Below are 12,146 nucleotides of genomic sequence, written 5' to 3'. Positions count from 1 at the left end.
CTGTGGGAGCGGCCTTGCGTCGCGAAAGGGCCGCAAAGCGGCCCCGGCGATCTTTGCTTTTTGCTGAAACGCTGGGGGCCGCTGCGCGGCCCTTTCGCGACGCAAGGCCGCTCCCACAGGGTCCGTGTCGGTGCTACTGCGCGGGTAGCGCCGCCACCGCATCGACTTCCACCAGCATGCCGTCCAGCGCCAGGCGCGGTACCGGGATCAAGGTGCAGGTCGGTGCCATCCGCCCGCCCCAGGCCCGCTCGGCCTCGGCCACCCACTGGCGCAGGCGTTCCTCAGAATGGTCGACCACCAGCAACGTCAGCTTGAACACATCGGCCAGGCTCGCACCCTTGGATGCCAGGGCAGTCTTCAGGTTGGCCAGGGCCTGCCGGGCCTGCTCGTCGAAATGCGCCGACAGCTCGCCCCGATCATCTTCCCCGCCCTGCCCGGCGATATACAGCAAGCGGCTGCCGGCGCGCACCTCGGCGACGTGGGAATAGGCGTTGGCGCTCGGGTCGTAGAGGCCTTCCGGGTTGGACAGGTGAAAGGCATGTGGCTGAGTCATGGTATCGCTCCGTCGATGGAAAGAGCGGCCGAGTATCGAACCTCGGGTTAAGTCGAGGTCAAGCGTCGATTCACCTTGTTCGCCTGCCGACCCGCAGGCACAGTGACCGCCCTGCCCCTGGAGATCCGCCATGCCCTTCGACCCCGGACTGCTTGCCCAGGCCCGCCACCTGGTGGTGTTCACCGGTGCCGGTGTGTCGGCCGAAAGCGGTATCGCCACCTTTCGCGACAAGCTCCATGGACTGTGGGAACGCTTCGACCCTGTGCAACTGGCCAGCGCCGACGGTTTTGCCGCAGACCCGGCACTGGTCTGGGGCTGGTACGAGATGCGCCGTGCGGGCATCAATCAGGCACGTCCCAACCCTGCGCACCAGGCCATCGCTGCCTTGCAGGCCAAACTGCCGAGGATCACTTTGGTAACGCAGAACGTCGATGACCTGCATGAGCGCGCGGGTAGCCGCGAAGTGCTGCACTTACACGGACGATTGGATGCCTTTCGCTGTTTCAGCTGCGCCCAACCGGTCGACAGCGCGCTTCCCCTGGCCGAAGGCGCCGCCCGTGGCCGGCGTATCGAACCGCCGCGCTGCAAAACCTGTGGCGGCTACCTGCGGCCCGGCGTGGTCTGGTTTGGCGAGCAGTTGCCCGAACACACCTTGGACCAGGCCTTTGCCGCTGCCGAAGACTGCGACCTGCTGCTGTCGGTAGGCACCTCGGGCGTGGTGCAACCTGCGGCGTTAATACCACGGATAGCGTTGCAGGCCGGCGCGACCGTGGTGCATGTCAATCCGCAGCCGGTGGTGGCCAGCCATCCGCGTGAGGTCACCCTGCCCGGCAAGGCAGGAGAAATATTGCCCAGACTGCTGAAGCAAGCCTTCAGTTGAAAACGGCCTGTAGGAGCGCGGCACGTGGTCGTTTACATACCCTGTAGGAGCCGGCCTTGCCGGCGAACCAGGCGACACGGTGGATGGCACCGGCTTTGCCGGTGTTCGCCGGCAAGGCCGGCTCCTACAGGTGCTCCAGGGCCGCCTTGAGTGCCGGGGCATCGGAAAACGCTTGGCGCTTCACCAGCACACCGTTATCCAACGTCAGCCACTGCACCTTGCCATCAGCCGCCGCATAACGGCTGGCGACCCGTCCTTCGCGATCCAGCATCACCCGGTAGCTGTAGTCACGCATCGCCGGTATGGCGAACAGCTTGCTGACCAGCGCCGGCATGCGCTGGATGTCGGCGACGAACACCGCGCCGCGCGACTCCAGGTAACCCTTGGGCTGCCCCTCCAGCGCCGCCTTGACCAGCTTGGCGCCCTCCATGTCCTGGGCCACCAGCAGGATGCGGGTGTCGGCCGACAGGCTGTAGGGCTGATCGTACTGGTCGAGCAAGGTCCAGGGCGCGAGCCTGTCGCCAGGCTCCAAGGCCTGGGCCAGCAGCGGAAGCAGGCTGAGCAACAGGGCGGCGGCATATTTCATCGTGATCGAGGTCCAGGGTAGGTGGGCGCCCAGCATAGCCCAACGCGCACTCACCCGGTTGTCTTTCCCCCCGCCGCGACGCACACTCATCCCCGCCAGCCAGGAAGCGGAGTCCGCAGTGCCCACGCCACGCCAGTTCAGCAAGAAGACCAGCACCAGCAACATGCTGCGCCTCAAGCCCACCGACGGCAGCGCCGAACGCCCCTACCAGGTCGCCTTCGTGCTGCTCGAACACTTCTCCATGGCCAGCTTCACCGTGGCCATGGACGTGCTGGTCACCGCCAACCTGCTGCGCGCCGAGCGCTTCGCCTTCACCCCGCTGTCGCTGGGCGGCGACCGGGTACTCAGCGACCTGGGCCTGGAACTGGTCGCCACTCCCCTCCTACCAAATACCCTGCACGACTTCGACCTGCTGGTGATCTGCGGCGGCCTGCGCACGCCGCTCAAATACCCCGAACTCGACCGCCTGCTGGCCGACTGCGCCGGTCACGGCTTGACCCTGGGCGGGCTGTGGAACGGCGCCTGGTTCCTTGGCCGCGCCGGGGTGCTCGACGACTATGGCTGCAGCGTGCACCCCGAGCAGCGCGCCAGCCTGGCCGAATGCAGCCCGCAAACCCGCATCACCCCGGCCAGCTTCACCCTCGACCGCGACCGCCTCACCGCCGCCAGCCCCAACGGCGCCATGGAGCTGATGCTCGGCCTGGTCCGCCGCCTGCACGGCGATGCCCTGGCCGAAGGTGTCGAGGAGATCCTGTCGTTCTCCGGCGCGCGCTATCGCCAGGTCGGCCCCGGGGCAAAGAAATCCATGAGCCTGCACCTGCGCACCATCGTCGAGCTGATGGAAAACAACCTCGAGGAAACCCTGAGCCTGGACCAGCTGGCCGCCTACTCCGGCCGCTCGCGGCGGCAGATCGACCGCCTGTTCCAGGCCCAGCTCGGCACCTCGCCGCGGCGCTACTACATGGAGCTGCGCATCACCAAGAGCCGGCGCCTGCTGCAGTATTCGGACCTGTCGGTGATGGAGGTCGCGGTGGCCTGCGGGTTCGTCTCGGTGTCGCACTTCAGCAAGTGCTACGCCGCCTACTTCGGTTACCCGCCCTCGCGCGAGCAACGCCTCGGCGAGTAACCCAGGGCGTCATTGCACCAACTGGTTGATCTCGATGATCGGCATCAGCACCGCCATCACGATCAACAGCACCACGGCGCCCATCACCACGATCATCAATGGCTCGAGTAAGGCCGTCATGCCCATCGCCCGCCGTTCGATATCCTTGGCCAGGCTGTCGGCCGCCCGGTCGAGCATCGGCGGCAGGTCGCCGGTCTTCTCGCCGCTGGCAATCAAATGGATCAGCAACGGCGGGAACACCTTGCCGACCGCCAGCGCCGTTGCCAGGCCCACGCCCTCGCGCACCCGCGCCGTGGCCTCGCTGACACACTGGTCGAGGCAGTCGTTGCCCAAGGTCTGGCGCGCCGCCTCCAAGGCACGCAGCAAGGGCACCCCGGCGCTGCCCAGGATCGCCAGGGTCGAGGCGAAGCGCGCCGTGTTCAGGCCGAGCACGAAGCGCCCGATCAGTGGCAGCCTCAACACTCGCCTGTGCCAGGCCAACCGCGGCCCTGGCGCCTTCAAATAGACGCGCCAGCCCCAGAACGCTCCAGCCAGCAAGGCGAAGCACAGCGCGCCCCAGGCCCGCACGAAGTCGCTGGCCGCGAGCATGGCCAGGGTCAGCCCGGGCAAGTCCTGGCGTGCCTGGGTGAAGGCGCTGACCACCTGGGGCACCACGTAGCTGAGCAGGAAGATGACGATCCCCACCGACACCAGCCCGACCACCCCGGGATAGATGAACGCGGTCATGATCTTGCCGCGCAGGGTGTTGCGCTCCTCGATGTAATCGGCCAAGCGCTCCATCACCCGCGCCAGGTCGCCGGACTCCTCGCCCGCCGCCACCAGGGCGCGGTAGATATCCGGGAAATCCCGTGGCCGTTCGGCCAACGCGTCGGCCAGGCGCATGCCACTGCGCACATCCGCGCGCACGGCGCCCAGCACCTGGGCGATGTGCTTGCGCTCGGCCTGCTCCAAGGTCGCCCCCAGCGCCGCTTCCAGCGGCAGCCCGGCGGCCAGCAGGCTGGCCAGTTGGCGGGTTGCCCAGGCCAGGTCGCCATCGGACAGCTTCGGGCTGAACAGGCCACCGCCCTGCCCGGCCACGGCCTGGGGCTCCACCGCCAGGGCGGTCAGCCCCAGGGCACGCAATTGGGCCATCACCGCAGCCGGGCTGTCGGCCTCCAGCAGGCCATTGACCAGGCGCCCCTGGGCGTCGGCGGCTTCATAGCGATAGCGGTTCATCAGGCGTCCCGTGTGACACGCAGGATTTCTTCAAGGCAGGTGCTGCCATCGTCGACCCAGCGCTGGCCATCCTCGCGCAGGCTGAGCATGCCATTGCGCCGGGCGGCGGCGCGCAGGGCCTGTTCATCGGCGCCCTGGTGCACCAGGCTGCGCACCGCGTCGTCGACGCAGAACAGTTCGTGGATGCCGGTACGCCCGCTGTAGCCGCAGTGGTTGCACTGGGCACAGCCGACCGCGCGGTATTGCCCCGGCGTCGCCGGGTCGGGCTCACGGCAATGCGGGCACAACCGGCGCACCAGGCGCTGGGCCAGCACCCCGAGCAGCGCCGAGGCCAGCAGGAACGGCTCCACCCCCATGTCGACCAGGCGGTTGACTGCCGACACCGCGTCGTTGGTATGCAAGGTGGCCAGCACCAGGTGCCCGGTCAACGACGCCTGCACGGCGATTTGCGCAGTCTCCAGGTCGCGGATCTCGCCGATCATGATCACATCAGGGTCCTGGCGCAGGATCGCCCGCAGGGCCACGGCGAAGCTCATGTCGATGCGCGCGTTGACCTGGATCTGGCTGATCCCCGGCAGGTCGTACTCCACCGGGTCCTCGACGGTGAGGATGTTGCTGACGCTGGCATCCAGCCGCGCCAGGGCGGCGTACAGGCTGGTGGTCTTGCCCGAGCCGGTGGGGCCGGTGACCAGGACGATGCCATGGGGCTGGCGAATTAGCTGGTCGAGCCGCGCCAGCAGCGCCGCGTCCATGCCCAGCGCCTCCAGGCGCAGCCGTCCGGCCTGCTTGTCGAGCAGGCGCATCACCACCCGTTCGCCATGCCCGGTAGGCACGGTGGACACACGGATATCGATCGGCCGCCCGGCCACCCGCAGGGCGATGCGGCCGTCCTGGGGCAGGCGTTTCTCGGCGATGTCCAGCTGCGCCATGATCTTGATCCGTGACACCAGCGCCCCGTGCAGTGCCTTGCGCGGCGAGACCACGTCGCGCAGGGTGCCGTCGACCCGGTAGCGCACCAGGCAGTGGCTCTCGAACGGCTCGATATGGATATCGCTGGCCTGGTCGCGCGCGGCCTGGGTGAGCAAGGCGTTGATCATGCGGATCACCGGCGCGTCGTCCTGGGCTTCGAGCAGGTCGGTGACCTCGGGCATGTCCTGCAGCAGGCGGTCGAGGTCGACCTCGTTCTCCGCCGCCCCCACCACCGCCGCGGCGCTGCCGGTATCGGCGTAGGCGCTGATCAGCAGTTCGTCCATCTGTGCGTCGCTGAACGCCTCGACCGGCACCTGGCCAAATCGCCGGAGCACCTCCGCTACTGCCCACGCCGGGCTCGACGGGCAGCGCGCCAGGCGCGCGCCCTCCTCGCCGCTGGCCTGCAGCACCAGGCGCTGGGCCTTGGCCCAGGCGTACGGCAGGCGGCTCACCGAGCGACCTCGTCCACCGGCACCGCGCGGATCGACGCACGGGGCGCACGCCCTTGATCGGGCACCCCCTGCTCCACCGGCGGCAGCAACGGCATGTCCATGTCCGGCAGCGCCCACGAGTGCTCGGGCTTGAGGTTGCCCTGGGCGCGGCGGATGAAGTCGTAGCGGTTGCGGGTGATGCTGCGCCCGGCATTGGCGTCGCGCACGATGTAGGGCCGCAGGAACACCATCAGGTTGGTCTTGTTGCTGGCCCGCCGTTCACTGCGAAACAGCGCGCCCACCCCCGGCAGGCTCGACAGCCACGGGATGCCCTCGTTGCTCTGGGTGTAGCCGTCCTGCAAAAGGCCGCCAAGCACCATGATCTGGCCATCGTCGAGCAGGATGCTGGTGTCGATGGCGCGCTTGTTGGTCACCGTGCCCGCGGCACTGGAAGCGCGCTGGTCGACGCTGCTGACCTCCTGGTAGACATCGAGCTTGACCGTGCCGCCCTCGGAGATCTGCGGACGCACGTTCAGGCGCAAGCCCACCTCCTCGCGCTGGATGGTCTGGAACGGGTTGTTGCTGTTGCCGCCGCCGTCGGTGACGTACTGGCCGCTGACGAAGGGAATCGTCTGGCCGACAAAGATGCTCGCCGCCTCGTTGTCCAGGGTCAGCAGGTTGGGCGTCGACAACACGTTGCTGCCGCCCTTGCTCTTGAGCGCCCGGGCCAGCACCTTGAGGTCGAGCACCGCGCCGACGCCGGGGATCTTCACCGTGCCGTCGACCACCCCCACCGACAGCCCCGGCGGCAGCACATCGATGCTGGTGGGCCCCTTGCCCAGGCCGCTGCCACCCAGGTTGGCGCCGCCGAACAGGCCGTTCTTGCCCAGGTTGCCGGCCTGCCACTGGATGCCGAATTCGTTGGCGTCGTCCTCGCCGACCTCGACGATCAGGCTCTCCACCACCACCTGGGCGCGGCGCTGGTCGAGCTGGTCGATGACCTCGCGCAGGCTGCGGTACAGCGGCTCGGGTGCGGAAATCAGCAGCGTGTTGGTGGTCTTGTCGGCCTGGATGGTAGCGCCGCCGGCGGAGAACGCGATGCCCTGTTCGCTCTGCTGGGTGCCATTGCCGTAGCCATTGGGAGCGGTCGCGCCCGCTTGTCCATTGCCCCGGCTCAGGCTGCCGGTGTTGCCGTTGGTGGTTTGCGAAGTGCCACTGCTGCTGGCGCTGCCACTCTTGTTGTTGCCCCCCGTCAGCATGCCGCCACCGCTGAGCAGCGCCCGGGCGCCGTCGCTGGTGGCGTTGTCGCTCTCGCCGGTGAGCAACCCGCGCAGGCTCTGGGCCAGCTTGTCGGCCTGGGCGTTGCGCAGGTACACCACGTGCAGATTGCCGGTGCTGTTCTGGGCGTTGTCGAGCTTGTAGATCAGGTCCCGCGCCAGTTGGGTGCGCTCAGGGCTGGAGGAGCGGATCACCACGCTGTTCGAGCGCGGGTCGCCGAGCACGCTGATCTTCTGTGTCGGGTCGGCGCCCTGGCTGTCGAGCAGCTCGCCGACCATGCTGGCGATGTCGCTGGCGATGCCGTTGTGGATCGCCACCACGTCGGTGTCGAGGGCGCTGGGGATATCGACGCGGTCAAGGATCTGTGCCACCCGCTCGAGGTTCTCGGCGTAGTCGGTGACCACGATCGTGTTGTTGCCGGGGTAGGCGTTGATCGGGTTGTCCGGCGAGACGATCGGGCGCAGCACCGGGATCAGGTTGACCGCGTTCTCGTACTGCAGGCGGAAGGTGCGGGTGACCATGCCGTTGCCCGCGTCGCGGTCGCCGCTCACCAGCGCGCCACCGAGCAGCTTGGCGTCGGCCTGAGGCACCACCTGGGCCACGCCGTTGACGTCGACGACGCTGAAACCCTGCATGCGCAGCGCCGCCAGCAACATGCCGTAGGCCTTACTGGCCGGCACCTCGCCTTCGGAGACCAGGGTCAGTTGGCCCTTGACCCGTGGATCGACCAGGAACTGCCGGCCCGTGGCCCGGGACAGGCCGCGCACCACCGCCTGGATATCGGCGTCGACGAAGTTCAGTTGCACGGGCTGATCGCCCAACGGGTTGCCGGTCGCAGGCGCGGGCGTACCACGGCTATGGCGCTGGCCGACACGGGGCGGCACCTGGCGCACGGCCGGGCGTGCCCCGGCGCCGGGCTGGGTGTGCAGGTCCAGCGCGGTCGAAGTGCTGTCGACCTGGGCCAGGGGCTGGCCGAGTTCGCTGCTGGCCAGGGGCTTGTGCGCTACCGGCGCGTTGGCGCAGGCGCCGAGCGCCAGGGCCATGGCCAGGGGTGCAAACGGCAGTGCCCGAGAAAGAATGCGTGGCGATCCAGTGCACGTCATGAAGGGTCCTTAGCGCCGTGCGCCTGATCCATGCGAAGGGTTCCGGAAAACGTCACCGGGCCGGTGCCGGCACCCGGGTCGCGGCGCAAGCTCAGTTGGCCGATGGTGAGCCCCAGGCGCGGGGGAATGCGCTGCAACCAGGCCATGGCCGGTTCGGCCGGGGCCTGCCGCCAGGCCAGGTGCCAGCCGTCGCCCTCGGCGTCGAGTTGTGAATGCGCGCGCAGGCCGGCTTCGTCCAGGCTCTGCGCCAGGGCGCCGGCAAGGTCGGCCGAGCGTTGCCCAAGCAAAGCATCCAGGGCCTGGGCCTGGCTGCGCAGCTTTGGGGTTTCAGTGTTCCAGTGCTCAATACGGGTGAGCGCCGGCGCCACCAGTACTTGCCAGCAGAAGAAGCTGCCCAGCACCGCGCCGGCCAGCGCCACGGCACGCCGCTCACGCGGGGCCAAGGCTTGCCAACGCTGCCGCGCCTGCCCGCGCAGGCCGTTGATGCGCGCCTTAATCGACATGGGCCAGGGCCTCGCTCGCGGCGCCGCCAGCGCGCAATGTCCAGCCTTGTTCGCCAGCGCTGGCCTCGATGCCCTGGGCGGCGAGTTGCGTTTGCCAGGCCATGTCTGCGGGCGCCTTGCGTCCCTCGGCTAAAGGAGTGATGCGCAGCTCGCCGTCGGCGTAGTCCAGCGCCGCGACATTGCCGGCGAGAAACGGCATGGCCTTGCCTGCGCCATCGAGCAGCGCCACCAACCCGGTGCCCATGGCGCCCTGCCCGCTCTGCAACTGCTGACGCGTTTGTTGCAACGGGTTGAGTACCACCGGCAAGTGCGGGAACGCCGTGCGCACCTGGGTCACCATGCGCGCCCGCAATTGTTCGCCTTCGCTGGCCAGTTGCATGGCATGCAGGTTCAAACCGAGGCACCAGACGAGCACCGCCACACTCCACACCGCCACGACCCGTCCCACATCCAAGGAGTGGGCTGGCCCCTGCAAGCCACCGCCCAGGTCCACCACCGGCCGATCCTCCGCAGGCTGCGTGAACACCCCTTGCGGCCGGATCCGTCCGGCCTGCAACCAATCCTGCAAGTGAACCAACTGCGCCAGCCCAAGCCAGGCCACCGCCACCTGGCCATTGCCCTGGCGCGGCCCGTGGGCCACATGAACCTGCCCGATATCACCCAGCACCAGCCCCTGCACCGCACAGCGCACCGCCGCGCTCAAGCGCTTGCCCGTGAGCGGCGGCAAGGCGACGGCCAAGGCCAGGCTGTCGTCCTCGTGCAGGTGCAGGCGCCAGCCGGCGCCCTTGGCTTCGCGCAGCAGTTGCGCACGCTCGGCGTTGCCGGTGGCCAAGGTGTGACCCTGGCGATCGCTCAGGCGATAGTCGAGGCTCGACGCCGGCGCAAGCTCGGCCAGCGGTGGCAGTTGAACGTCCAGTAGCGTGTTCATGCGCCCACCCGTGTCCAGACCACATCCGGCAAGCGCCCCTCGCGCTGGCGCAGCAGCGCCTGCATGCGCAGCACTCGTTGCCCCTGGCGCGCCTGGCCATGCAGGCGGAACCAGTCGCTGTTGATCCCCACCCGCACATTGGCCTGCGCCAGCTGCGGCATGCGCAGGCGGTTGACGAAGTCGCCACGGTTGACGAACCAGCGCCCGCCATCGCGCTCGGCCACCAGCGCGGCCGCCTGTTGCAGTGACAGCCCCGGCACCTGGGCGGCGAGCACCTCGGCGCTGGCGGTATTGCCATTGACCCAGGTGAGCGCCGGCAACAGCGTGACGAACCGGCGCAAGCGCTGCAGGGATTGTGTGTTCATGCCCTTGAGCGAGGCCAGGGCATCGAGGCTGCCTATCATCGGCTGCCTGGCCGGCAGTGCTGCACTGGCACTGGCGGGCGACGTCAGGCGGCCGCTGTCGAAACCGGCCTGTTGCGGCGCCACCGGGCTGGCCGGTTGCCGGGGATAGCTGTCGATCACCCGCTCGCTGATGGCCGAGGCCAGCCGCGCCTCGACACCGATCAGCGCGCACAGCCGCTGGAAGGTCGCCAGCGCCTCAGCGTCGACCCGGCCATCGACCACCAGGTTGCGCAGGTTGAACTTGCCCTGCTCGTCTTCCAACTGGCCGGCGAATACCACATTGCCCGCCGCCATGTCCGGCAACGGCCGCGTCCAGGGCTGGCCAGCGCGCACCAGCGGATCGCGCAGGCGTTGCTCAGCCAGCAACTGCCGGCTCAGTTGCAAGCCCCCCTGCAACGCCCACTGCCCCTGCACCGCCAGTTGGCGGTTCTCCACCTGCCGGGTCAAAAGGCCCTGGCGCTCGATCATCCCGGCGGCGATCACCGCCACCACTGCGGCGATCAGCAAGGCGCTGATCACCGCCATGCCGTCCTGGCGCGCCATGGCCGGTCACAACTGCCAGGAGCCGAGGTCGGTGTTCACCCCGTCGCCACCGGCCTGGCCGTCGGCGCCGAGGGAGAACACATCGATCTCGCCGTTGGCGCCGGGGTTCAGGTACTGGTACGGGCGCCCCCACGGGTCATTGGGCAGGCGGTCGAGGTAGGCGCGCCATTGGCCGTCCTTGACCTGGGCCGGCTTTTCCACCAGGACCTTCAGGCCCTGGTTCTGGTTCGGGTAGCCGCCGTTGTCCAGGCGGTAGAGCTTGAGCGCCTGCATCAGCCCGGCGATGTCCTGGCGCGCCGCCGTGGCGCGGGCCTGGTCGGGGCGGTCGAGCACCTTGGGCACCACCATTGCCGCGAGAATCCCGAGGATCACCACCACCACCATGATCTCGATCAGGGTGAAGCCCTGCTGGCGAAAACGGCGGCCTCTGGCGCTGCGACGGGCGATCTGCATCTCGGCATTCCTTGCGTGAGTTTGAGTCGGGGGCCGATTGTGGCAAGCGGGTATGTCACGGATATTGAAAAAGCTCGGGAGTCGGCGTCGTCAAACCGTCACCCAGGCGCTCTACAGTGCGGCTTTCCCTTGCCCGGAGTTCAGCTCGTGCGTAACCGCCAGGCGGGTTTTACCCTGATTGAGGTGCTGGTGGCCTTGACCATCGTCGCGGTGGCCATGGCCGCTGCCGTGCGCGCGACCGGGCTGATGACCCAGGGGAATGGGCTGCTGCGGGACAAGTCGCTGGCGTTGCTGGCGGCCCAGGGGCGGCTGGCCGAGGTGCGGCTGGAGGGCGCCCCCAAGCCCGGGGTGCGGCAGGTCGAGTGTGACCAGGGGCGGTTACGGTTGCGTTGTGAACAGCGGGTGGTGCGCTTGGCGGGTGAAGGGGTGGAGGTGTCAGTGCAGGTATTCGACCGGGATCGGGAGGGCGGGGCGTTGGCGCGGTTGCAGACGGTGATGGTGGTGGGGGGCTGAGCGGTTTTTGTGGTGGTGCGCAAATCGAGCGCCGCCGCGCGGCGCTCGATCTGATAGGCACAGAAGATCATTTGGCTGACCCCAGACAACCGCATGGGCACTACGGAAGCTGGCCGCCCCCACCTACCGCGGCATTTCTCTAGCGACGACGCTTGAGCTGTTGAATCTGGGCCAACATGCTTCGATTGTGCTGTTCACTCCTGGCAATAACCTGAAGGCCTGCATCGATCCCCTTTCTCCCCTCACCCGTCGCTGCCTTGGATTGGCGTTTGAAGAAATCCATGGCCTGCCGCGACGTGTACTGGCGCGCGACCAAGTCGCACACCCGCCAGCAGAACACTCCGTCCTGGTACTGGGAGTAGGTGTCGCATAGCACACGATAGATCTGCTGCTTCTGCGCATCGTCATAGCGATGGAACTCCCACCCCACCTGCTCCACCAGGTGGCTCATGCCTGGCTTGTCACACAATGTGCACGAAGCGAACACGGCAACGACAAAGTCGACGGCAACCTGCGGTGTATCCAGCTCGCAGGACGCATCATCAAACGCCTGGGACAACACGTACAGCGTCTTTCTGACCTTCGGCCCTTGTGCCGCCTGCATGGCTTCGAAGATTCCCTTGAAGGGGCTGCTTTCAGCGACCGCCATGCACACTCCCCT

The 12,146-nt window shown here is 68.1% G+C and carries 13 protein-coding genes; 3 read left to right on the top strand and 10 right to left on the bottom strand.

The features are described 5' to 3' along the window. Positions 1-133: 133 nt before the first annotated feature. The gene (locus PSEEN_RS10865) at positions 134-553 is read right to left on the bottom strand and encodes a RidA family protein (RefSeq protein ID WP_011533548.1); all 420 of its coding nucleotides are present in this window, start codon (positions 551-553) and stop codon (positions 134-136) included. A 130-nt stretch (positions 554-683) separates the two neighbouring features. Here PSEEN_RS10865 and PSEEN_RS10860 point away from each other — a divergent pair, with 130 nt between their 5' ends. Continuing rightward, entirely contained in the window at positions 684-1,433 is a 750-nt protein-coding gene (locus PSEEN_RS10860; RefSeq protein WP_011533547.1) for an SIR2 family NAD-dependent protein deacylase, read from the top strand. A 124-nt stretch (positions 1,434-1,557) separates the two neighbouring features. On the opposite strand, the gene PSEEN_RS10855 is transcribed toward PSEEN_RS10860, so the two are convergent. Continuing rightward, complete coding sequence (locus PSEEN_RS10855; protein WP_011533546.1) at positions 1,558-2,019, bottom strand: hypothetical protein; 462 nt, start codon at positions 2,017-2,019, stop codon at positions 1,558-1,560. A gap of 118 nt (positions 2,020-2,137) precedes the next feature. Here PSEEN_RS10855 and PSEEN_RS10850 point away from each other — a divergent pair, with 118 nt between their 5' ends. Then, positions 2,138-3,145 carry a GlxA family transcriptional regulator gene (locus tag PSEEN_RS10850; RefSeq protein ID WP_011533545.1) on the top strand — a complete coding sequence of 336 codons (1,008 nt, stop codon included), beginning with the start codon at positions 2,138-2,140 and terminating at the stop codon, positions 3,143-3,145. Between the two features lie 9 nt (positions 3,146-3,154). Here the strand turns inward: PSEEN_RS10850 and gspF are convergent, their stop codons facing one another. The 7 genes from gspF to gspG are packed head-to-tail and all read right to left on the bottom strand — an operon-like array spanning position 3,155 to position 10,972. Beyond that, positions 3,155-4,360, bottom strand: coding sequence for a type II secretion system inner membrane protein GspF (gene gspF / locus PSEEN_RS10845; RefSeq protein WP_011533544.1), 1,206 nt, complete (start codon positions 4,358-4,360; stop codon positions 3,155-3,157). Then, complete coding sequence (gspE, locus tag PSEEN_RS10840) at positions 4,360-5,781, bottom strand: type II secretion system ATPase GspE (RefSeq protein ID WP_011533543.1); 1,422 nt, start codon at positions 5,779-5,781, stop codon at positions 4,360-4,362. Before gspE ends, gspF begins: the two co-directional genes overlap by 1 nt. Next, positions 5,778-8,141 (bottom strand): type II secretion system secretin GspD, encoded by a 2,364-nt coding sequence (gene gspD / locus PSEEN_RS10835; RefSeq protein ID WP_011533542.1) that lies wholly within the window; start codon positions 8,139-8,141, stop codon positions 5,778-5,780. The genes gspE and gspD overlap by 4 nt, the downstream gene beginning before the upstream one ends. After that, positions 8,138-8,644: a type II secretion system protein GspM gene (gene gspM, locus PSEEN_RS10830; protein WP_011533541.1), complete on the bottom strand. Its 507-nt coding sequence runs from the start codon at positions 8,642-8,644 to the stop codon at positions 8,138-8,140. Before gspM ends, gspD begins: the two co-directional genes overlap by 4 nt. After that, positions 8,634-9,572 carry a type II secretion system protein GspL gene (gspL, locus tag PSEEN_RS10825; RefSeq protein ID WP_011533540.1) on the bottom strand — a complete coding sequence of 313 codons (939 nt, stop codon included), beginning with the start codon at positions 9,570-9,572 and terminating at the stop codon, positions 8,634-8,636. Before gspL ends, gspM begins: the two co-directional genes overlap by 11 nt. Further along, a complete protein-coding gene (gene gspK / locus PSEEN_RS10820; protein WP_011533539.1) occupies positions 9,569-10,519 on the bottom strand; it encodes a type II secretion system minor pseudopilin GspK in 951 nt (316 codons plus the stop codon). The genes gspL and gspK overlap by 4 nt, the downstream gene beginning before the upstream one ends. A gap of 6 nt (positions 10,520-10,525) precedes the next feature. Beyond that, positions 10,526-10,972, bottom strand: a complete 447-nt coding sequence (gene gspG / locus PSEEN_RS10815) for a type II secretion system major pseudopilin GspG (RefSeq protein WP_011533538.1) — start codon at positions 10,970-10,972, stop codon at positions 10,526-10,528. Between the two features lie 147 nt (positions 10,973-11,119). Here gspG and gspI point away from each other — a divergent pair, with 147 nt between their 5' ends. Continuing rightward, a complete protein-coding gene (gene gspI / locus PSEEN_RS10810; RefSeq protein WP_011533537.1) occupies positions 11,120-11,485 on the top strand; it encodes a type II secretion system minor pseudopilin GspI in 366 nt (121 codons plus the stop codon). A 139-nt stretch (positions 11,486-11,624) separates the two neighbouring features. On the opposite strand, the gene PSEEN_RS10805 is transcribed toward gspI, so the two are convergent. Beyond that, the gene (locus PSEEN_RS10805) at positions 11,625-12,134 is read right to left on the bottom strand and encodes a hypothetical protein (RefSeq protein WP_011533536.1); all 510 of its coding nucleotides are present in this window, start codon (positions 12,132-12,134) and stop codon (positions 11,625-11,627) included. Between the last annotated feature and the right edge of the window lie 12 nt (positions 12,135-12,146).

The sequence above is a fragment of the Pseudomonas entomophila L48 genome (genome assembly GCF_000026105.1).
Lineage (GTDB): Bacteria > Pseudomonadota > Gammaproteobacteria > Pseudomonadales > Pseudomonadaceae > Aquipseudomonas > Aquipseudomonas entomophila.
Note: the sequence above shows the minus strand (reverse complement) of the source record. Positions and strands in the feature narration are given on the sequence as shown.